Genomic DNA, 21,581 nt, shown 5'->3' with positions numbered 1-21,581 from the left:
AGCGTAATGAGTGGCTTCCGCTACCGAAAGTCGGACACGGCGCCGACGGCGTCACGCGTGCGCCGGGGCCCGGGAACACTCCCGTCCCCACCGACCGCCGCTCCGGCGAGCAGATCCCCCGCCGCCTCCCGCTCCAGCATCTCCCGCAGCGGTCCCTCCGCCGCGGACAGCTCGGCGTACCCGCCCCGCTGCGCCACCCGGCCCCCGGCCAGCACGATCACCTCGTCCACCGCTTCCAGACCGGCCAGGCGGTGGGTGATCAGCAGGGTCGTACGGCCCTCGGTCGCGGCCAGCAGGTCCGCGGTGAGCGCGTCGGCCGTCGGCAGGTCGAGGTGTTCCGCCGGCTCGTCCAGGACGAGGACGGGGAAGTTGGCCAGCAGTGCCCGGGCGAGCCCCAGCCGTCGGCGCTGACCGCCGGACAGCCGTGCCCCGTGCTCACCGATCAGGGTGTCGAGGCCGTCGGGCAGCCCGTCCGTCCACTCCAGGAGCCGGGCGCGGGCGAGCGCGTCGCGCAGCTCACCCTCCGTGGCGTTCTTCCTGGCCAGCAGCAGGTTCTCCCGCACACTGCTGTCGAAGAGATGCGCGTCCTGGGCGCAGAGTCCGACCAGACGGCGTACGTCGTCCCCGTCCAGGGCGTCCGCGTCGGTGCCGGCCAGTGTGTACGTCCCCGCGTCCGCGTCCAGGAAACGCAGCAGCACCTGGGCCAGCGTGGTCTTGCCGGAGCCGGAGGGGCCCACGACGGCGATCCTGCGGCCCCGTTCGAGAGTCAGGTCGAGCCCGCTCAGCGCGTCCCGGTCCTGGCCGGGGTGACGGGCCGTGAGCCCGCGCACCCGCAGCGGGAAGGGCGACGGAGGCGCGGGCCTCGGCCGCTCCGGTTCGCGCACGGGGTCGGGAGCGTCCAGGATCTCGTACACGCGTCCCGCGCTCTCGCGCGCCCGCTGGCGGTGCTGGACGGCGAGCGGCAGTCCCGAAACGGCCTCGAAGGCGGCCAGCGGGGTGAGGACGACCACGGCCATCGCGACGCCCGTCAGTCGTCCGCTCGCCACCGCCTGGGCCCCGAGCAGTGCGGTCGCGGTGACGGTGAGGCCGGTCGCCAGGGCAGTGAGCCCGTCACCGAGGGCGCTCGCGGTGGCGGACCGCGCGGCGATACGGGTCAGCACGGTGTCGGCCCGGCGCGCCTCGGCGGTACGGGCGGCCAGCGCGCCCGCGACCGTCAACTCGGCCGTGCCCGTGAGGAGATCGGTGACGCGGGTCGCCAGGACTCCGCGGGCGGGGGCCAGCCGCCGCTGTGCGCGGCGCGCGACGGCCCCGGTCACGAGCGGCACCCCGGCCCCGGCCACCAGCAGCCCGCCCGCGAGGGCGGCACCGGCCTCGGGCAGCAGCCAGGCGGTGAAGCCCACGGAGGCGGCGGACACCAGGGCCGCCGCTCCGGCGGGCAGCAGCCACCGCAGCCAGTAGTCCTGCAGCGCGTCCACGTCCGCGACGAGCCGCGAGAGCAGATCCCCGCGTCGGGTTCTACGCAGCCCCGCCGGCGCGAGACGCTCCAGACGCCGGTAGACGGCTACGCGGGTGTCGGCCAGCATCCGCAGCACCGCGTCGTGCGACACGAGCCGCTCGGCGTAACGGAAGACGGCGCGGCCGATCCCGAACGCCCGCGTGGCCGTCACCGCCAGCATCAGATACATGACCGGCGGGTGCTGGGACGCCCGCGAGATGAGCCATCCCGAGGTCGCCGTCAGACCGACGGCGCTGGCGAGCGCGAGGCTCGCGAGCAGGAGCGCGAGTACGAAACGCCCGCTGCGGGGACCGGCCGTGGCACGGACCCGGGCGAGGACGTCGCCGCGCCCCCGGGAGACCCCGGAGGACTCCTCCGCGCCGGCCGTGGACGCTTCTTCCGGTTCGGCCGGGCGGGACGGCGCCCCGTCCCGCGCGGGCTCGTCGTGCTCGGACCGGGACACCGCGCCGGGCGCACCGGGCTCCAGTCGCACCACGCGGTCCGCCACTTCCAGCAGCGCGGGCCGGTGCACGACCAGCAGGACCGTCCGTCCGACGGCGAGCCTGCGCACCGCCGCCACGACCTCCGCCTCCGTCGTGCCGTCGAGCGAGGCGGTCGGCTCGTCGAGGAGCAGCACCGGCCGGTCCGCCAGGAACGCCCGGGCCAGGGCGAGGCGTTGGCGCTGTCCGGCGGAGAGGCCGCCGCCGTCCTCGCCGAGCACCGTGCCGGCGCCGCCGGGCAGCGCGTCCACGAACTCCAGCGCGCCCGCGTCGGCGAGCGCCCGCCGTACCGCCGTGTCGTCGGCGTCGGGCCGCGCCAGTCGTACGTTCTCCGCGATCGAGCCCGCGAAGAGGTGCGGCCGCTGCGGCACCCAGGCCACACGTGAGCGCCACTCCGCGAGGTCGCCGTCGATGAGATCGGTCCCTCCCACGCACACGCGGCCCGCGGTGGGTTCCACGAACCCCAGCAGGACGTCCAGGAGGGTCGACTTGCCCACACCGCTGGGTCCGACGAGAGCCACCGTCTCACCCGGTGCGACCGTGAAGGAGACACCGGAGACCGCTTCCGCGGAGCGTCCGGGGTAGTGGACCGTCACCGCGTCGAAGGTGATCCGGCCGGCCGGCACGGGGCGCGAACCACCTGCCGGCAACGGGGTCTCCAGGACCGAGAAGATCTCCTCGGCCGCGGCGACCCCCTCCGCGGCGGCGTGGTACTGCGCCCCCACCTGGCGCAGCGGCAGATAGGCCTCGGGAGCCAGGACGAGGATGACGATCCCCACGTACAGATCCATGTCGCCGTGGACCAGGCGCATTCCGATGGTCACGGCGACCAGGGCGACCGAGATCGTGGCGAGCAGTTCCAGCGCGAGGGAGGACAGGAAGGCGATCTGCAGGGTCCGCAGGGTCGCCTGGCGGTACGCGCCGGTGATCCGCCGGATCGACTCGGCCTGGGCCTTGGCCCTGCCGAAGACCTTGAGGGTCGGCAGTCCGGCGACCACGTCCAGGAAGTGCCCCGAGAGCCGTGACAGCAGGCGCCACTGACGGTCCATCCGGGATCGTGTGACCCAGCCGATCAGGGCCATGAACAGGGGGATGAGCGGAAGGGTGACAACGATGATCGCCGCCGACACCCAGTCCTCGGTGACGATCCGCGCGAGCACCGCCACGGGCACCACGATCGCGAGACCCAACTGCGGGAGGTAGCGCGAGAAGTAGGCGTCGAGCGCGTCCACGCCCCGTGTGGCGAGGGCGACCAGCGACCCGGTGCGCTGTCCGCCCAGCCACCCGGGTCCGAGCGCTGCGGCCCGCTCCAGCAACCGTCCCCGCAGTTCCGACTTGACGGCCGCGCTCGCCCGGTGCGCGGCGAGTTCGGTGAGCCATGCCACGAAAGCCCGCCCCCCGGCGACCGCGACCAGCAGAAGCAGGGGGGTACGAAGCTCCGGAGCCGAGTGACCGTGCTGGAAGGCACCGACCACCACCTCCGCGATGAGCATGGCCTGGGCGATGACCAGCAGCGCTCCGACCGCACCCAGCCCCACGACCGTCAGCAGGAAGGCGCGGGTGGCACGGGCGTACCGCAGCAGACGCGGATCGATCGGTTTCACGTGAAACACACCCCTGGCTCATCCGGCATGTTTCACGTGAAACATGCCCTTACGTCGGATTCAGTGCGCGATGTCCGCGGCGATGTGGTGCGTACCGATCCGCTTGCGGAACACCCAGTAGGTCCAGCCCTGGTAGAGCAGGACGATCGGCGTGGCGATCCCGGCGCACCAGGTCATGATCTTGAGGGTGTAGGGGCTCGACGAGGCGTTCGTGACCGTCAGGCTCCAGTCCTCGTCGAGCGAGGACGGCATGACGTTCGGGAAGAGCGTCAGGAAGAGCATCGCGACGGCGGCCACGATGGTCAGCCCCGACAGGGCGAACGCCCACCCCTCGCGTCCCGCGCGCGCCGCCACCACGGCGACGACCAGAGCGACCACGGCCACGATCATCGCGGCCAGCGACTTCCCGTCCCCGTTGTCCGCCTGGGTCCAGGTCAGGAAGACGAGGGCCAGCACCGCGGTGACCAGACCCACGCGGAGCGAGAGCCCGCGGGCCCGCTCCCGGATGCCCCCCACGGTCTTGAGCCCGACGAACACGGTCCCGTGGAAGGTGAACAGGGTCAGGGTGACCAGACCACCGAGAATCGCGTACGGGTTGAGCAGGTCTCCGAGGCTGCCCACGTACTCGAAGCTCTTGTCGATCTTCACTCCGTGCACGATGTTGCCGAAGGCCACCCCCCACAGGAAGGCGGGGATCAGGGAGGTCCAGAAGATCGCCGTCTCCCAGTTGCGCTGCCACTTCTCCTCGGGCCGCTTGGCGCGGTACTCGAAGGCGACACCGCGCACGATCAGGCAGACCAGGATGAGCAGCAGCGGCAGGTAGAAGCCGGAGAAGAGCGTGGCGTACCACTCCGGGAAGGCGGCGAAGGTCGCCCCGCCCGCGGAGAGCAGCCACACCTCGTTGCCGTCCCAGACCGGGCCGATGGTGTTGATGAGGACGCGCTTCTCGGCACGGTCGCGGGCAAGCAGTCCCGTGAGCACACCGACCCCGAAGTCGAAGCCCTCCAGGAAGAAGTACCCGGTCCACAGGACCGCGATGAGGACGAACCAGACGTCGTGCAGTTCCATGACTCAGCAGCTCCCTGGGCCTAGTAGGAGAAGGCCATCGGCTTGTCGGCGTCCTGGGAGTCGCCGCCGATCCTGGTGGGCGGGTTGAGGTCGGCCTCGGTGAGCTCGGGTGGCCCCTGCCGGACGTACTTGAGCATCAGCTTCACCTCGATGACCGCGAGAACCGCGTAGATGAGGGTGAACACGATCAGCGAGGTCAGCACCTCGCCCTGGGAGACTCCCGGCGAGACCGCGTCCTTGGTCCTCAGCAGCCCGTAGACCACCCACGGCTGACGTCCCGTCTCCGTGAAGATCCAGCCCCAGGAGATGCCGATGAGCGGGAAGATCAGCGTCCACTGGGACAGCCGCCACCACCAGCCGCCCAGCTTCGGCGCCAGTTCCACGCTCCGGGTGAGCATGAGCTTCGGCACTTCCTCGTCCCCGGTGCGGTGTTCCGGCGCCAGCCAGAGCTTCCGCCGGGTCAGCCAGAGGCCGGCCGTGCACAGGGCCATCGAGACCCCGCCGAAGCCGATCATCCAGCGGTACGCCCAGTAGGCCGTGGGGATGTTGGGGCGGTAGTCACCGGGGCCGAACTTCTCCTGTTCGGCCTTGTTGATGTCGTTGATGCCGGGGATCTCGGCGTTGAGATCGTTCTTCGCGAGGAAGGAGAGGACCCCGGGTATCTCGATGGCCACCGTGTTGTGGCCCTCGGCGACGTCGCCGTAGGCGAAGAGCGAGAAGGGCGCGGGCTGCTGCGAGTCCCAGAGGGCCTCGGCGGCCGACATCTTCATCGGCTGCTGCTCGTACATCACCTTGCCGAGGGTGTCGGCGCTGACGACGGTGAGGAGCGTGCCCACGAGGGCGGTGACCAGGCCGAGCCTCAGCGACATCCGCATGGTGCGGATGTGCCGCTTCTTACGGAGGTGGAAGACGGCGATGCCGGTCATGAAGGCGCCGCCGACCAGGATGGAAGCGCTGATGACGTGCCAGAAGTTGACGAGCGCCGTCTCCTGGAAGAGCACCTTGGGGAAGTCCGTGAGCTCGGCCCTGACCGAACCGTCCGCCTTCTTCACGAGCCGGTAGCCGACCGGATGCTGCATGAAGGAGTTGGCGGCCATGATGAAGTACGCCGACAGAACGGTGCCTATGGAGACCATCCAGATGCAGGCGAGGTGGATCTTCTTCGGCAGCTTGTCCCAGCCGAAGATCCACAGCCCGATGAAGGTGGACTCGAAGAAGAAGGCGATCAGGGCCTCGAAGGCGAGCGGGGCACCGAAGACGTCACCGACGAAGCGCGAGTAGTCCGACCAGTTCATGCCGAACTGGAACTCCTGCACGATGCCGGTGACGACACCCATGGCGATATTGATCAGGAACAGCTTTCCCCAGAACTTGGTCGCCCTGAGGTAGTGCTCCTTGCCCGTCCGCACCCAGGCGGTCTCCAGAATCGCCGTGAGAGCGGCGAGCGAGATCGTCAGAGGGACGAAGAGGAAGTGGTAGACGGTGGTGATGCCGAACTGCCAACGCGCCAGGGTCTCCGGCGCCAGGGCCATTTCCACGTCGTCAGTCTCCTTACGCCGCCTTGCTGCAGCGGCAGCCTGCCCCTTTTTGTCACACGCATCACGGGGCAACCGGGACACGCTTGTGAACGCGTTCACATTCACAAGCAAGTATGACGCATGACTGTTCGAGACGGGACAGGCGGGGGGTCCCTAAACGAGAACCGGCCGGCTCCCCCTGCGCGGGGAGCCGGCCGGAGCCTTGATCGGGACACTGCCTAGGACCTGGGGAAGCCCTCGGTCACCTTCAGGAAGATGTCGTTCGCCTCGGCCTCGCCGATCGTCACGCGCGCCCCTTCGCCGGCGAACGGGCGCACGACGACCCCGGCCTGCTCACAGGCGGCCGCGAAGTCGAGCGTGCGCTCCCCCAGCCGGAGCCAGACGAAGTTGGCCTGGGTCTCGGGGACCGTCCAGCCCTGGCCCCGGAGCGCCTCGACCACCCGGATGCGCTCGCACACCAGCGAGCCGACCCGGCCGAGCAGCTCGTCCTCGGCCCGCAGCGAGGCGACCGCCGCATCTTGGGCGAGCTGGCTCACCCCGAAAGGCACGGCCGTCTTGCGCAGCGCCGCCGCCACCGGCTCGTGGGCGATCGCGAAGCCGACCCGCAGGCCCGCGAGCCCGTACGCCTTGGAAAAGGTCCGCAGCACACAGACGTTGGGCCGGTCGCGGTAGATCGTCACACCGTCCGGGACCTCGGGGTCACGGATGAACTCGCGGTAGGCCTCGTCCAGGACCACCAGCACGTCACCGGGCACCCGGTCGAGGAACCGTTCCAGCTCGGCCCGGCGCACCACGGTGCCCGTCGGGTTGTTCGGGTTGCAGACGAAGATCAGCCGGGTCCGGTCGGTGATCGCGTCGGCCATGGCGTCCAGGTCGTGCACCTCGTCGGACCTGAGCGGCACCCGCACCGAGGTGGCCCCGCTGATCTGGGTGATGATCGGGTACGCCTCGAAGGACCGCCAGGCGTAGATGACCTCGTCCCCGGGACCACAGGTGGCCTGCAGCAGCTGCTGGGCCACCCCCACCGATCCGGTGCCGGTGGCCAGATGCGAAAGAGGGACCGCGAAGCGTTCCGACAGTTCGTCCATCAGGCCCGTGCAGGCCATGTCCGGGTAGCGGTTGAACGAGGCCGCCGCCGCGGTCACGCTCTCGATGACACCGGGCAGGGGCGGATAGGGGTTCTCGTTCGAGGACAGCTTGTACGCCACCGCACCGGCCGCGGCGGGCTTGCCCGGCTTGTAGGTGGGGATACCCGCCAGCTCGGCACGCAGCTTGGGGCTCGTCTCGCTCACCGCAGTCCTCCTCGCGACCACCGCTGGTTCATGACCACCACCGGCTACCAATACTTCTCACCTTATGAGGATTCGACGCCACTGCGAATGGGCTGTGGACAACCTCGTACCGGCAGGACCTCGCCCGGCCGACCGCTGGACACGTACACACCGGCGATCACCGCCGTACGCCCCGAGGACCGCTCGAGGACGCTCCTGTGTGATCAGCCCACGATGTGCGACGAGCGTCACACGCGCCCGGCGGTCATCTTCGTACGAAGGCGTACGAATGGGGGGCGCGCCATCCAGAACCCCATGCGCCGGTGGCTCACGCCGTAGCGCGCATCACCCGTGAAGGTGAGTTGAGACCTCTTCGAAACATGGCCCACTTGGCAGGCCTGTGCGCGCCGACAAGTCACGTAGTGCCATTGTATCGTTCAACTTCCTTTGTTTCCAAGGCACTTGGGCTGTTTTGATCATGCAGAAACGTGCCTGTCAACGCGTGCATATGCGTCCGCACTACCCCACCGCATGAGCCCTACTATCGGCTCGCCATGACAGCAGCAGGGAAGCACCAGGTGAGCCGGGCGGAGACCACCCGCCGAGGCGGTCGACCGGGCCGGGCGGGTATCAGAGACGTGGCCGCGGCCGCGGGGGTCTCCATCACGACCGTGTCCGACGCCCTCAACGGCAAGGGCCGGCTCCCGGACGCCACCCGACGCCACGTCCGTGAAGTCGCCGACCGACTGGGATATCGCCCGTCGGCCGCGGCCCGAACCCTCCGTACCGGAAAGTCGGGGCTGATCGGCCTGACCGTGACGACCTACGGGGATGAACCTTTCACCTTCACGGAGTTCGCGTACTTCGCGGAGATGGCGAGAGCCGCCACCTCGGCCGCGCTCGCCCGGGGCTACGCCTTGGTCATCCTCCCGGCGACCTCGCGCCACGACGTGTGGTCGAACGTCGCCCTGGACGGAACCGTGGTCATCGACCCCTCCGACCAGGACCCCGTCGTCAGTGAGCTCGTCCGCCAGGGCCTACCGGTCGTCTCCGACGGCCGCCCGGCGGGCACGCTCCCGGTCACCGCCTGGGTGGACAACGACCACGAGGCAGCGGTCCTCGGCATCCTCGACCACCTCGCGGACGCCGGCGCCCGCCGGATCGGCCTCCTGACCGGCACCTCCACGGACACCTACACCCATCTCTCCACCACCGCCTATCTGCGCTGGTGCGAGCGGGTCGGACAGGACCCGGTGTACGAGGCCTACCCGGCCCACGATCCCTGTGCGGGCGCCGTCGCCGCGGACCGCTTACTGGCCCGCCCCGACCGCCCCGACGCCGTCTACGGCCTCTTCGACCCGAACGGCACCGATCTGCTGGCCGCGGCCCGGCGCTACGGCCTGCGGGTACCGGACGACCTGCTGCTGGTCTGCTGCAGCGAGTCCACCGTCTACGCAAGCACCGAACCGCCGATCACCACGCTCTCGCTGAAACCGCGCCGGATCGGCACCGCCGTGGTCCAGCTCCTCATCGACGCCATCGAAGGGGTCGACTCCGACCAGCCCGTCGAACAGGTGATACCGACGGAGCTGATCGTGCGGACCTCCTCCGAGCGCCGGTCGCCCCGCACGACGGTCAGCCCGCCCCGGTCGCCCGAACAGGGATGAGCCAGGCATCGGCACGGAAGGCAGGGCCCGGTGTCGGCGCGCGGGGGCGGCACCGCGCGCGCCGCGGTTGACGTCCGGATGCCCGCGCCACGCGCCGTCCACCTGCGAAAGCCCTGCCCAATTCGGGCGAAAACCGTGGCGAACAGGGCTCCTGCTCCGATTCACCACCCCTGGGTCATCACATGGCGCGATCCGCATTCCTATGATGGGCCCACGACACCGCGGGCCGCTGCGACCAGGCAGTCCGATCCGGTGCAGATGCGGCGCGATGGTGGTGGAGGGGTCGATGACTCAGGGGGCCGGTCAGGGACCCGAGGTGCTGCGGACGGAGACGTTGCGCGACTTTCGGGTGCCCGCGTACGTCCACGAGACCGGTCCGTACGTGCCGAGCACGTCTCCGGACGAGCCTCTCGGTGCGGCCGAGGGTGAGCCTTTCGGTGCCGCCGAGGGTGAGCCTTTCGGCGAAGGGTTCCCCGAGGAGCCCGACGGCTACACGCCGACCCAGCGCGACCTGCCCGTCATCAACCGGGGTGACACCGTCCAGGTCGCCGTCGCCCCCGAGGCCGGTCCGGCCCCGCAGCCGGCCGAGGGCCCGGGTCCGCTGTACGTCGTCGGCGACGTGCACGGCTATCTCGACCAGTTGATCGCCGCGCTCCAGGAGCAGGGCCTCCTCGACGCGGCGGGCACCTGGTCCGCCGGGACCGCGCGCCTCTGGTTCCTCGGCGACTTCACCGACCGCGGCCCGGACGGCATCGGTGTGATCGACCTCGTGATGCGCCTGTCCGCCGAGGCGGCCGCCGTCGGCGGCTACTGCAAGGCCCTGATGGGCAACCACGAGCTGCTGCTGCTCGGCGCCAAGCGGTTCGGCGACACGCCGGTGAACTCCGGCGCGGGCACGGCCACCTTCCAGGCCGCCTGGCTGCTCAACGGCGGCCAGAAGACCGACATGGACCGTCTCCAGGACCACCATCTGCAGTGGATGGCCCGCCTCGACGCGATGGAGGAGGTCGACGGCCACCTCCTGGTGCACTCCGACACCACCGCCTACCTCGACTACGGCGACTCCATCGAAGCGGTCAACGACACCATCCGCGAAACCCTCACCCGCAACGACGCCGACGAGTGCTGGGACCTCTTCCGCAAGCTCACCCGGCGCTTCGCCTTCCGCGACGACGGGGGTGCCGAGGCCGTGCTCTCCCTGCTGGACACCTACGGCGGCACCCGTATCGTCCACGGCCACAGTCCCATTCCGTATCTGCTGGGCGAGGTCGGCTCCGAGGAGGGCGAGGACAGCCCGAGCCCCGTGGTGGAGGAACCCCATCTTTACGCCGACGGACTGGCCATCGCGATGGACGGTGGCGTGACCATGGCCGGAAAGCTGCTGGTCCGGCAGCTGCCCCTGGCCGGCTGAGCGTTCTCCGCGCGGTCGTCCACCACGAAGGACCACGCCGGCCAGGGGGCAATTTCTTGAAACCCCCTGTCACGGCGTGCCGTCGCCGCTCTACCATCGCCTTATCCGTAGCAGGCTCCCCTCCGTTTCTGCCCAACGGCTCGTCAGCGTGCGAGCCATCAGCCCTACGGAGCATCGGGGGATGCAGATGAACAGCGTTCCGCAGCACCTGCTGAGTGAGGACCGCCAGGAGTACGAGCGGATCCTCGATGAGGCGCTGCGCTCCGCCCCATTCCGCCCGGAACTCGCCGCTGCCGGCCGGCGGCTCAACTCCGAGCAACTGCGCACCATGGCGCTCAACGCCACCGCACTCATCACGGCGGCCGCGGCGACCGAGTACGCGCACTACGTGAAGGTCCGCGAGGAACTGCGCCATCCGGTGCGGTCCACCCCAGCCGTCAGCGAGGAGATCGGCTCCGCGGAGCCGAGCGCCGCCGCGGTGGGGCTCGCCACCACCATGGGAGAGGTCACCGAGACCGCCGGAGCAGGAGCCGTCGCGGTCATCGCGGTGCTCGCTCCCGTTCTCGCCGGCACGGCAGCGGTGATCTTCCTGCTCGTCGGCTACCTGTTGAAGGTGCTCGATCCAGAACAGACGTTCGCCCGGACTCTCCTGACCACCGGGTGGGTCTTCGGCGCGGTCACGGCGGCCGCGATCCTGGTCGCCGCGGTCGGGCTGCTGCTGACCGCACTGCGCAACGGCTCGTCCTCGCTCCGGGCGGGAGCGCGCGGCGAGCTCGACGAGGAGGTCGACCGGGCCGGGGAAGCCTGGCGGGACGCTCTGCTGGAGCGCGGCATCCTGCCGTTCCTCCGGCACGCCCTCGCCGATCCCGGCTCGGCGGCACTGGACCGTCCGTCGCCGACGCCCACCACCGGCCGGATACCCCACCTCGGTTACAACCGGCCGGGGTTCAGCAGCCCCGACGGTGGACCCGCGGCGGGCCCCCGGCCGAGCTTCTCCAGCCCGGACTTCACGAGCCCGGACTTCGGGGGGCCCGAGCACCAGCCCGAGTGACCCCGGCGCGCCGACACCGGGGCGATGGGAGGAACCGGGCCCGCGCTGCCGAGACGCGGGCCCCGATCGGACTTCGGCGTGCCCGGGTGCGGGCCGCCGGACCGGCGGACGGGATCAGAGGATGCCCTGCCGCCGGGCCGCCGTGATCCACGTGGGGAACTCGGAGAGCAGCCGGTCGTACAGTTCCGGGTCCGGAAGGTTCGCGATGTCGTCCACGGCGAAGAAACCGACGTTGTCGACGCGCCGGCCCGGCAGGCTGTCGAACCGCTCCAGCACGCCGTAGTGGGACCGGCCCAGCCCCACGAACTGCCAGAAGATCGGCTCCTCGACGGCCTCCCGCAGCTCCCGCTCGATCTCGTCGTTGCGGTAGACCCCACCGTCCGAGAAGAACAGCACCAGAGTGGGATCGGCGGCCGGATGCTCCCTGACGTACGTGCGCACCTCGGCGATCGCCTTCTGCTCCTCGTTCTGGATGCCGACCGTCCGCATGTCCACCTGGCCCGGCAGGAGCCCCCTCCGTGGCTTCTTGCCGCGCCTGAACAGGCTCAGTTCACCGACGCGGACATGCAGCCGCAGCCACTCGGGCAGTTCGCCGAGGGTCAGGTCCGGCAGCCGGGCCGCGTGGGAGGCGAACGTCCACGCCTGCATCGCGCCGTCGTCGTCCACCTGCGCGGCCACGGCGGCCATGCGTTCGACCACGTCCGCGACGACGCCCTTGGCGTAGAGGAAGGACATGGAACCGGAGGCGTCGAGGATCAGCACCACCCGCGCCGTGACGCCCTCCGCGCCGTGCTTGCGCAGGCTGACCGCCACCTGTTCCTTGCGCAGGGAGAGCCGCTTGCGCATGTCCACGGGCAGCCGCTCCTCGCCCTTGGTCAGGCGCGGGGCGGAGGCCGGGGGTGCCGGAGGGACCGGGGGAGCCGGAGGCACCGGGGGAGCCGAGGGCACCCGGGACGCGGGAGGAGGCCCTGGTGCCGGGACGGCCCGAGGGGGCGGAGGACCCGGTACGGCGACCGGCCGCAGGACGGGCGGCACCGACGCCACCGGAGCCACCGGGCCGGGCTCCTCGTCCACACTGATGCCGAAGTCGGTGGCGAGCCCAGCGAGTCCGGACGCGTACCCCTGCCCGATCGCGCGGAACTTCCACTGTCCGCCCCGTAGGTACAACTCGCCTCCGATGAACGCCGTCTCCGTCGTGGCCTCCATCTCGAAGCGCGCGAACTCCCGCTGTGTGCCCGCGTCGAGCAGCCGCAGGGTCAGCCCGGACAGCCGGCCGAAGGTGCCGCCGTCGGCCGAGGCGCCGAGCACGACCCGCTCGATCCCCGGTTCCAGCGCGCGCAGGTCCACCTCGACGGTGTCGGTCGTGACACCGGCGTCCTGCCGCTTCCCCAGATGCCGTACGGCACCGGAGGCGTGCTGCGGCTGGTTGTAGAAGACGAAGTCGCCGTCGTCCCGCACCCGGCCGTCCGCACCGAGCAGCAGGGCCGAGGCGTCCGCGTCCGGCGCGCCGGCGCCTCCCGTCCAGCCGAGCACGGCCCGGACGGACCCGACGGCCACCGGCAGGTTGGCGCCCTTGCTCATGGATGTCGATGTCATGGGCCCAGTCTGCCGACGGAACCCGGCGGTCCGTGACGGTGAGGACACGACGAACCCGTACGACGGGGTGGTGCCGCGCTCCTTCCGCGGTCCCGGCGGGGGAGGTGCTCGGGGTCCGCCGGACCCCGAGCACCCCTGCGCGGGGGTCGGGGTGTCAGTCCGCCAGCGGCAGGTACACCCGGTTGCCGCTCGCCGCGAACTCCTTCGACTTCTGGAGCATCCCCTCGGCGATCTCCTCGGGCGAGGCCCCCTCGGCCGCGGAACCGCCGAACTGCTCGGCGATGCTCCGGCTGATCTTCATGCTGCAGAACTTGGGGCCGCACATGGAGCAGAAGTGCGCGGTCTTGGCGGGCTCGGCCGGCAGCGTCTCGTCGTGGAACTCGCGGGCCGTGTCGGGGTCGAGGGCCAGATTGAACTGGTCCTCCCAGCGAAACTCGAAGCGGGCGTCGGAGAGCGCGTCGTCCCAGTCCTGCGCGCCCGGATGCCCCTTGGCCAGGTCGGCCGCGTGCGCGGCGATCTTGTATGTGATGACACCGGTCTTGACGTCGTCACGGTCGGGCAGACCCAGATGTTCCTTGGGGGTGACGTAGCAGAGCATCGCCGTACCCCACCAGGCGATCATCGCGGCACCGATGCCGGAGGTGATGTGGTCGTACGCGGGCGCGATGTCCGTGGTCAGCGGGCCGAGCGTATAGAACGGAGCTTCCTCACAGATCTCCTGCTGGAGGTCGATGTTCTCCTTGATCTTGTGCATCGGGACGTGTCCCGGGCCCTCGATCATCGTCTGCACCTGAAAACGCTTCGCGATCGTGTTGAGTTCCCCGAGGGTCCTCAACTCGGCGAACTGGGCTGCGTCGTTGGCGTCCGCGATCGAGCCGGGCCGCAGCCCGTCGCCGAGCGAGTACGTCACGTCGTACGCGGCGAGGATCTCGCAGAGTTCCTCGAAGTTCTCGTAGAGGAACGACTCCCGGTGGTGTGCCAGGCACCAGGCCGCCATGATCGACCCGCCGCGCGAGACGATGCCGGTCCTGCGGTTCGCGGTGAGCGGTACGAACGGCAGCCGTACGCCCGCGTGCACCGTCATGTAGTCCACTCCCTGCTCGGCCTGTTCCACGACCGTGTCCTTGTAGATCTCCCAGGTCAGCTCCTCGGCGCGGCCGTCGACCTTCTCCAGTGCCTGGTAGAGGGGCACGGTGCCGATGGGGACGGGGGAGTTGCGCAGGACCCACTCGCGCGTGGTGTGGATGTTGCGGCCGGTGGACAGGTCCATGACCGTGTCGGCGCCCCAGCGGGTCGCCCATGTCATCTTCTCGACCTCCTCCTCGATGGAGGAAGTGACCGCCGAGTTGCCGATGTTGGCGTTCACCTTCACCAGGAACCGCTTGCCGATGATCATCGGCTCGATCTCCGGGTGGTTGACGTTCGCGGGCAGCACCGCACGGCCCGCGGCGATCTCCTCGCGGACGACCTCGGGCTCGACGTTCTCGCGGACCGCCACGAACTCCATCTCGGGTGTGATCTCACCGCGGCGGGCGTACGCGAGCTGGGTGACCGCCTCTCCGGGGCGCCCCCTGCGGGGCTGGCGGGGCCGGCCCGGGAAGACCGCGTCGAGATTGCGGAGGCCTCCGCGCGGTGAGGTGTGCTTGATCCCGTCGTCCTCGGGCCGGACCGGACGACCCGCGTACTCCTCGGTGTCGCCCCGGGCGACGATCCAGTGGTCGCGCAGCGGGGCGAGGCCCCTGCGCACGTCCGTGTCGACGGCCGGATCGGTGTACGGACCGGAGGTGTCGTACAGGGTGACGGACCGCCCGTCGGTGAGGTGCACCTGACGGACCGGCACCCGCAGATCGGGGCGGGACCCCCCTACGTATGCCTTGTGCCACCCGATGGACTGCCCTGCCCCCGCGGGCTGTTCGCCCGGGGACGCGGCCGACGGCCCGTCCGTCTGGCTGGAGGCAGGCGTGCGTACGTCCTTGTTGGTCATGAGACCTACTCCCTACGCCGGCATTACCCGGTAACAGGTTCAGCGGTCGACGCAGCGGCTTCCGTCGGTCGATGTTTCATGTGAAACATCGCTGGGACGGAGGTCAGCGCCCTCTCAGCCCGGTGCTCCGAGCTCCCGCGTGTGCAAAGGTGCTTCCACGCTAGCGTCATGTCTGGCGCGGTGAACAGAGGGCCCTCGCCGTTCTTGCGATGATCGGCCGGTGACCACGATGCAGCAGCCCCCGTTCCCGCCGTCCGAGCCGCGGCGCGGCTCCGGCCCCGGCGACGGCCACGGACACGGGCATGCGCACGGACCCGGCCCGCTGCCCGCGGCAGGGCACACGCACAGCCACGCTCACGGCCCCGCCGCACCCGTCTCCAAGCATCTGCGCAAGGTCATCGCGGCCGTCCTGATTCCCTTCGCCGCGGCGGTCGTCGCGGGTCTCGTGGTGCTCTGGCCCGGCGGCGCCCCGCCGCACGAGCGCACCGGGGTCGGCTTCGACCGGCAGAGCCAGCAGGCCACGGTCACCGAGGTCGTCGAGGTGGACTGCAAGTCGGTGAACGCCTCGGGCGGATCGGTCCCGGCCGGTGACGCCGCCACCGCGGACCCCTCCGCCCGGCAGCGGACCACGGGCGAGTGCAAGAAGGCGACGGTCCGGGTGGACACCGGCAAGGACAAGGGCCGTACGTTCACCGAGATCGTCCAGCCCGACCAGTCACGGCAGTTGCACCAGGGCGAGAAGGTCGTGGTCGCGTACGAGCCCTCGGCGCCCAAGAATCTGCAGTACTCGGTCACCGATGTGAACCGGAAGTTCCCGATGGCCCTGCTCGCCGGGATCTTCGCGCTGGCCGTCGTGGTGGTCGGCCGGCTGCGTGGTCTCATGGCGCTGATCGCACTGGCCGTCAGTTTTCTCGTCCTGACCCTGTTCATCCTGCCCGCCATCCTGGAGGGCGCGAATCCCCTGGTCGTGGCGGTGGTCGGAGCGAGCGCCATCATGTTGATCGCGCTCTACATGTGCCACGGCCTGTCGGCCCGTACCTCGGTGGCCGTGCTCGGCACCCTGCTCTCGCTCGTGCTGATCGGGGTGCTCGGCTCGGTGTTCATCGGCTGGGCGGCACTGACCGGCAACACCGACGACAACACCGGTCTGATCCACGGCCTCTACCCTTCCATCGACATGAGCGGACTGCTGCTCGCGGGGGTGATCATCGGTTCGCTCGGTGTGCTCGACGATGTGACGGTGACCCAGACCTCGGCCGTCTGGGAACTGCACGAGGCCAACCCCACCATGGGCTGGCGTGGCCTGTACCGCGCGGGCATCCGGATCGGCCGCGACCACATCGCGTCGGTCGTGAACACCCTCGTCCTGGCCTATGCCGGTGCGGCGCTGCCGCTGCTGCTGCTGTTCTCCATCGCGCAGAGCAGCGTCGGCGCGGTCGCCAACAGCGAACTGGTCGCCGAGGAGATCGTGCGGACCCTGGTCGGCTCGATCGGCCTGGTCGCCTCGGTGCCGGTCACCACCGCGCTGGCGGCCCTGGTCGTCTCCGCGGACCGTCCCGGCACTCCGGTCGTCCCCACGGCCGCCACAGGGCCCGTGGCGTCCGCGCACGAGCCCGTGGGGGGCCGGGGACCGGTCCGGAGCGGCAAGGGACGCCGCCGCAAGCACTGAAGCCGCCACGCGTCCGCCCCGAGTGTGCGGAAGCGTTTCTCCAGCGAGTGCGGAAGCGTTCCTCCAGAGGGCCGTGGGAACGGCTCAACCCGCGCTCTGCTCCTCGGCCAGGATGCGGTCCAGCGCTTCGTCGAGGTGGGTGTCGAAGTCCGCGAGGGAACGCTCCTGTCCCAGCGGTACGAGCTTGTCGGTGCGGTCGAGGAAGGCCACCAGCGGCGCCGCGCCCGACCGGAACAGCGCGTGGTCGCCGCCCACCTGAAGCCGGATCATCACCTCGCCGAACGCGTCCGGGTCGGCGGGCGCGATGTGCACATCGCCGTCGCCGCACGGCCGGCCCACCCCGTCGATCAGCAACTCCCGCCCGAACGCCCAGGTCACCGGGGCGTCACCGGGCAAATGGAAGGTCAGCCGCACGGCGTAGGGATCACAGGTCTCATAGCGCAGCTCCACCGGGATGCGGAAGGACAGCTCCTCCGACACCAGGAAGCTCATCATGACCTCTGCCTGTACCGACTCGCGCATCGCCTACCCCGTCGTTTGCCTTCGACTGGCCAGGAATCGTCCCCCTGACACTGCTGAAATCTTGCTCAACGTGCACAGGAGATCACAAGGAGTGAGTTTTCAGATGCTGATAGAGATCGCCAGTGTCCCCAGTAGTCTGCCGATCTCACCTTGCAATTGTCGGGCCGCCGGCAGCAGCCGGTCGGCCTGGTGAACAGGGAGGGAAATGGCCATGGTCGCGGCCGTCGTCCCCGCGGTGATGGGCAGTGCGGCACACACCGTTCCCAGCGCGTACTCCTGGCGCTCGGTGACGGGGTCCATCCGTCCCGTCCGTTCCAGTCGCCGCAGCAGGGCCGCGTCGTCACGCACCGTGTACGGGGTGAGCGAGCGGACGGGGTAGCGGTCGAGGTGGTCCCGGCGGGCCCGCTCGTCGAGCTGGGACAGCAGACACTTGCCGACCGCGTGGGCGTGACCGGTCTCCCGGAAGTCGGCCCACTCCGCCACCGCCGGGTTCCCCGGGGTGTCCGCGACGCTCATGACCTCGATCTCGCCGTCGCGGTAGACCGCGTAGTACACGGGGGCGCCGATCGCGTCGCGCCAGCGGGCGAGCGCGTCGCTCACCGTGCTGCGACGTTTCTGCTGGGCTCCGCTGCTGCTCAGCCGCTCGGCGGCGTCACCGAGGAAGAACAGGCCCTTGTCCCGGGAGAGATAGCCCTCGTGGACCAGCGTGCGCAGCAGGTGGTAGGCCGTGGGCAACGCGAGCCCGGCCTCACGGGCGAGCTGTTTCGCGGGGGCCCCGTGCTCCCGCGCGGCGACGGCCTCCAGAAGACGCATCGCTCTCTGCACGGAGCCGATCAGAGTCGTGGGGTGGAGCTCCGAGGACGTGCTCTCCAGCCGCCCGGTGCGCGCGGCCGGCAGGGGCGTACGGATCTCCGCGGGCGAGGAGCGCGGCTGGGCCGGCGCGACGTAGGACGCGGCGGAGGAACCGGACCGCTGGACGGGTGGTGTGAGGGATTCCGCGGGTGCGGTGTCGACCGTGGCCAAGGGGCACTCCCGAAGCGCGAGGGGAACCGCCCGTGCGGGGGGACACGGGAGGGGGCTGTGCGCTGCCCGCGGGGAGTCGGCCCCGCGTCGAATTCCGGACTTTAACCGCCTGCCACCGCTCGCAGACGGCCCTGCCGGAAAACTTCCCTCGGGCGAGGGAACCTGGAGTTCCCTTTGCCCACCTGCCCGTTACCCGGGATTCACCCGGTGGTGCGTCACCAGTCGCCGCGGGAGGACGAACTCGACGTGAACTTGCGCACCACGTAGATCAGCCCGCCGACCAGCGCGACGAAGACCAGCGCCTTGAAGAGCAGACCGATCACCACGGTGAGCACACTCACTATCACCGTGCCGAACACGACCAGAGCGATGACCGGCACCGCGATCCACTTCACCCACCACGGCATCCCGTTGAAGATCTCTCGCATCGCCCTCGTCCTTGCCTCTCATAGCCCGTCGTCCCAAGCCCGGGACGTCGATTCCGGGTTCTCCGACTGTCCTGCGTTCGATGCTAGGGCCCGCGGGGCGCACCGTGGGCGTCGCGCACCCCTTGTCCTCCCCTGACCGTTCCCCTAGGGAACCCTGAGACGGAGCTCAGCTCTCCGGCGGACAGAACACCACCAGCACCCTCAGGTCCTCGGTGATGTGATGGAACTTGTGGGCGACGCCCGCGGGGACGTAGACGACGCTGCCGCGCGCCACCTGCGTGGTCTCCAGGCCGACCGTGATCGAGGCCCGGCCGCTCACCACGCAGTACACCTCGTCCTGCTGGTGGGGCCGCTGGGAGTCCCGCTCGCCGGCGTCCAGGGCGTACAGGCCGACCGACATGTTCCGCTCGCGCAGGAACTGCAGATAGGCGCCGTCGTTGGCGGCGCGCTCCGCCTCCAGTTCGTCCAGCCGGAATGCCTTCATCGCGCTCGTCCGCTCCCGTGCTCCGCGGGCTGTCCACAGCCCGGCTCGCCAGTCGATCTCTTCTGCCACGATCAGACACATGAAGAATTTCGTAGTCAAGACGATCGCCAACGCCGGGGCCCTGGCCGTGGCCGTGTGGATACTCGACAAGATCACCCTGACGGGCGACAGCACCGGCAAGAAAGTCGGCACGCTGCTGCTCGTCGCGTTGGTCTTCGGACTGGTGAACTTCCTGGTCAAGCCCGTGGTGAAGATACTGACCTTCCCGCTGTTCATTCTCACGCTCGGCCTGATCACCCTCGTGGTCAACGCCCTGATGCTGCTGCTCACCTCATGGCTGGCCGACAAGCTGCACCTGAGTTTCCACGTCGAGGGCTTCTGGACGGCCGTGCTGGGCGGCCTGATCATCTCGGTGGTGTCCTGGGCGCTCAACGTGGTCCTCCCCGACGGCGACGACGACTGAGAGACCCCGATGCCCTACCGCGTCTGCTTCGTCTGCACCGGCAACATCTGCCGCTCCCCCATGGCCGAGTCCGTCTTCCGCGCGCGCCTGACGGAGGCCGGGCTCGACGGCGTGGTCGAGGTCGACAGCGCGGGCACGGGCGGCTGGCACGAGGGCGACGGTGCGGACTCCCGCACCGTCGCCGTGCTGGAGTCCGGCGGCTACGGGAGCGAGCACACGGCCCGCCGGTTCCGCGCCGGATGGTTCTCCCGTCTCGACCTCGTCATCGCCCTCGACTCCGGCCATCTGCGGGACCTGCGCCGTCTCGCGCCCACCCCCGAGGACGCGGACAAGGTCCGTCTGCTGCGGTCCTACGACCCCGCGGCGGACGGCGATCCGGACGTCCCCGATCCGTATTACGGACGTCTGAGCGATTTCCAGGAATGTCTTGAGATGGTGGAGACGGCGAGCCACGGACTTCTCGCCGCTGTTCAGCAGGAACTGGAGGGACGGGCCACATGACGTCAGGGGATTTCGTCACGGCGAGCGGCGACGGCACCCGCGCGGTGCGGGCGGGGCTGCCCGAACCCGTCAAACACGAGCCGACCCTGCCGGGGCCGGTGTTTGCCGCGCACTTCCATCTGCCGGGCGACCCGACCGGCCCCTACACCTACGGCCGGGACGAGAACCCGACCTGGACGCTCCTGGAGCGTGCCATCGGCGAACTGGAGGCCCCGGACCAGGAGGGCGTGACCACGCTCGCCTTCCCCTCGGGGATGGCCGCCATCTCGGCGGTGCTCTTCTCGCAGCTGCGCGCCGGTGACGTGGTGGTCCTGCCCGACGACGGCTACCAGGTGCTGCCGCTGGTGCGTGAGCAGCTCACCTCGTACGGCATCGAGGTGCGCACCGCGCCCACCGCCGGTGACGCGCAGCTCGACGTCCTCGACGGCGCCAAGCTGCTGTGGATCGAGACCCCCTCGAACCCGGGCCTCGACGTGTGCGACGTACGGCGGCTCGTGGCGGCGGCCCACGCCCAGGGCACCCTCGTCGCCGTCGACAACACCCTGGCCACCCCGCTCGGGCAGCGCCCCCTGGAGCTGGGGGCCGACTTCTCGGTGGCCAGCGGGACGAAGATGCTCACCGGGCACGGTGACATCCTGCTGGGATACGTCACCGCGCTCGACGACGCCCTCATGGCGCCCGTGCGGCGCTGGCGGAAGATCGTCGGAGCGATCCCGGGCCCCATGGAGGCCTGGCTCGCCCACCGCTCGCTCGCCACCCTCCAGCTGCGCGCCGACCGGCAGAACGCCAACGCCCTGGTCATCGCCGAGGCGCTGCGGGGCAGGCCCGAGGTGACGGGCCTGCGTCATCCGGGCCTGCCCGACGACCCCTCCCACAAGATCGCCGCGCAGCAGATGCGGCGCTTCGGATGCGTGGTCTCCTTCACGCTCCCCACCCGCGCGCGTGCCGACCGGTTCCTCGACGCCTTGCGGCTGGTGGACGACGCGACGAGCTTCGGAGGCGTCCGGTCCACCGCCGAGCGGCGCGGCCGGTGGGGCGGCGACGCGGTGCCGGAAGGCTTCATCCGCCTCTCGGCCGGCGCCGAGGACCCGGAGGACCTGGTCGCGGACGTGCTCCGCGCACTCGACGAGTCCGCGGACTGACCTCGTGCCGAGCGGCCGGCGGGCAGGCCGCGCCGCGCGTCCGGCCGCCCGGCATGCCGCTCATCACGACGGACGGTCCGAGCCTCCCCCCTCGTGGCTCGGACCGTCCCGGTTCTTTGCGCGAAGAACCGCGCGAACAAGGCTAGTTGACTCTGTGTCAGTGT

At 70.3% G+C, this 21,581-nt stretch carries 17 protein-coding genes; 7 read left to right on the top strand and 10 right to left on the bottom strand.

Annotated elements, in window-relative coordinates; genetic code table 11:
- Nucleotides 1–20: 20 nt before the first annotated feature.
- The 4 genes from cydD to hisC all read right to left on the bottom strand — a co-directional run bounded on the left by cydD (nucleotide 21) and on the right by hisC (nucleotide 7,497).
- The gene (gene cydD, locus OG776_RS21800) at nucleotides 21–3,599 is read right to left on the bottom strand and encodes a thiol reductant ABC exporter subunit CydD (protein WP_148009244.1); all 3,579 of its coding nucleotides are present in this window, start codon (nucleotides 3,597–3,599) and stop codon (nucleotides 21–23) included.
- A 60-nt stretch (nucleotides 3,600–3,659) separates the two neighbouring features.
- Nucleotides 3,660–4,667, bottom strand: coding sequence for a cytochrome d ubiquinol oxidase subunit II (gene cydB / locus OG776_RS21795; RefSeq protein ID WP_148009245.1), 1,008 nt, complete (start codon nucleotides 4,665–4,667; stop codon nucleotides 3,660–3,662).
- Between the two features lie 20 nt (nucleotides 4,668–4,687).
- Nucleotides 4,688–6,205, bottom strand: coding sequence for a cytochrome ubiquinol oxidase subunit I (locus OG776_RS21790; protein WP_329322313.1), 1,518 nt, complete (start codon nucleotides 6,203–6,205; stop codon nucleotides 4,688–4,690).
- A gap of 218 nt (nucleotides 6,206–6,423) precedes the next feature.
- Nucleotides 6,424–7,497: a histidinol-phosphate transaminase gene (hisC, locus tag OG776_RS21785; RefSeq protein WP_148009247.1), complete on the bottom strand. Its 1,074-nt coding sequence runs from the start codon at nucleotides 7,495–7,497 to the stop codon at nucleotides 6,424–6,426.
- Between the two features lie 533 nt (nucleotides 7,498–8,030).
- Between hisC and OG776_RS21780 the strand changes: the two genes are divergently transcribed.
- The 3 genes from OG776_RS21780 (at nucleotide 8,031) to OG776_RS21770 (ending at nucleotide 11,605) form a co-directional block, all read left to right on the top strand.
- On the top strand, nucleotides 8,031–9,143 hold the full coding sequence (locus OG776_RS21780; protein WP_148009248.1) for a LacI family DNA-binding transcriptional regulator: 1,113 nt from the start codon (nucleotides 8,031–8,033) through the stop codon (nucleotides 9,141–9,143).
- 286 nt (nucleotides 9,144–9,429) lie between these two features.
- A complete protein-coding gene (locus OG776_RS21775) occupies nucleotides 9,430–10,554 on the top strand; it encodes a metallophosphoesterase (protein ID WP_148009249.1) in 1,125 nt (374 codons plus the stop codon).
- Nucleotides 10,555–10,735: 181 nt separating this feature from the next.
- Nucleotides 10,736–11,605: a hypothetical protein gene (locus OG776_RS21770; RefSeq protein ID WP_329322311.1), complete on the top strand. Its 870-nt coding sequence runs from the start codon at nucleotides 10,736–10,738 to the stop codon at nucleotides 11,603–11,605.
- 114 nt (nucleotides 11,606–11,719) lie between these two features.
- Here the strand turns inward: OG776_RS21770 and OG776_RS21765 are convergent, their stop codons facing one another.
- Together OG776_RS21765 and thiC are read right to left on the bottom strand one after the other, a co-directional pair.
- Complete coding sequence (locus OG776_RS21765) at nucleotides 11,720–13,201, bottom strand: VWA domain-containing protein (protein WP_329322309.1); 1,482 nt, start codon at nucleotides 13,199–13,201, stop codon at nucleotides 11,720–11,722.
- A 154-nt stretch (nucleotides 13,202–13,355) separates the two neighbouring features.
- Nucleotides 13,356–15,185, bottom strand: coding sequence for a phosphomethylpyrimidine synthase ThiC (thiC, locus tag OG776_RS21760; protein WP_148009252.1), 1,830 nt, complete (start codon nucleotides 15,183–15,185; stop codon nucleotides 13,356–13,358).
- A 220-nt stretch (nucleotides 15,186–15,405) separates the two neighbouring features.
- Here thiC and OG776_RS21755 point away from each other — a divergent pair, with 220 nt between their 5' ends.
- Nucleotides 15,406–16,854 carry a YibE/F family protein gene (locus OG776_RS21755; protein ID WP_329322306.1) on the top strand — a complete coding sequence of 483 codons (1,449 nt, stop codon included), beginning with the start codon at nucleotides 15,406–15,408 and terminating at the stop codon, nucleotides 16,852–16,854.
- 84 nt (nucleotides 16,855–16,938) lie between these two features.
- Here the strand turns inward: OG776_RS21755 and OG776_RS21750 are convergent, their stop codons facing one another.
- The 4 genes from OG776_RS21750 to OG776_RS21735 all read right to left on the bottom strand — a co-directional run bounded on the left by OG776_RS21750 (nucleotide 16,939) and on the right by OG776_RS21735 (nucleotide 19,311).
- Nucleotides 16,939–17,376 (bottom strand): SsgA family sporulation/cell division regulator, encoded by a 438-nt coding sequence (locus OG776_RS21750; protein ID WP_148009253.1) that lies wholly within the window; start codon nucleotides 17,374–17,376, stop codon nucleotides 16,939–16,941.
- A gap of 99 nt (nucleotides 17,377–17,475) precedes the next feature.
- Nucleotides 17,476–18,273 carry an IclR family transcriptional regulator gene (locus OG776_RS21745; protein ID WP_261994553.1) on the bottom strand — a complete coding sequence of 266 codons (798 nt, stop codon included), beginning with the start codon at nucleotides 18,271–18,273 and terminating at the stop codon, nucleotides 17,476–17,478.
- 341 nt (nucleotides 18,274–18,614) lie between these two features.
- Nucleotides 18,615–18,827, bottom strand: a complete 213-nt coding sequence (locus OG776_RS21740; protein WP_148009254.1) for a DUF5326 family protein — start codon at nucleotides 18,825–18,827, stop codon at nucleotides 18,615–18,617.
- A 166-nt stretch (nucleotides 18,828–18,993) separates the two neighbouring features.
- The gene (locus OG776_RS21735; protein ID WP_329323743.1) at nucleotides 18,994–19,311 is read right to left on the bottom strand and encodes a cupin domain-containing protein; all 318 of its coding nucleotides are present in this window, start codon (nucleotides 19,309–19,311) and stop codon (nucleotides 18,994–18,996) included.
- 79 nt (nucleotides 19,312–19,390) lie between these two features.
- Between OG776_RS21735 and OG776_RS21730 the strand changes: the two genes are divergently transcribed.
- Genes OG776_RS21730 through OG776_RS21720 form a run of 3 tightly spaced genes read left to right on the top strand, consistent with a single transcriptional unit; the run spans nucleotide 19,391 to nucleotide 21,417 of the window.
- Nucleotides 19,391–19,774, top strand: coding sequence for a phage holin family protein (locus OG776_RS21730; protein WP_148009255.1), 384 nt, complete (start codon nucleotides 19,391–19,393; stop codon nucleotides 19,772–19,774).
- A gap of 9 nt (nucleotides 19,775–19,783) precedes the next feature.
- Nucleotides 19,784–20,275 (top strand): low molecular weight protein-tyrosine-phosphatase, encoded by a 492-nt coding sequence (locus OG776_RS21725; RefSeq protein WP_148009256.1) that lies wholly within the window; start codon nucleotides 19,784–19,786, stop codon nucleotides 20,273–20,275.
- The gene (locus tag OG776_RS21720) at nucleotides 20,272–21,417 is read left to right on the top strand and encodes a cystathionine gamma-lyase (RefSeq protein WP_148009257.1); all 1,146 of its coding nucleotides are present in this window, start codon (nucleotides 20,272–20,274) and stop codon (nucleotides 21,415–21,417) included. Before OG776_RS21725 ends, OG776_RS21720 begins: the two co-directional genes overlap by 4 nt.
- Nucleotides 21,418–21,581 lie beyond the last annotated feature (164 nt).

Origin of the sequence: Streptomyces sp. NBC_01689, assembly GCF_036250675.1 — a bacterium.
Lineage (GTDB): Bacteria > Actinomycetota > Actinomycetes > Streptomycetales > Streptomycetaceae > Streptomyces.
Note: the sequence above shows the minus strand (reverse complement) of the source record. Positions and strands in the feature narration are given on the sequence as shown.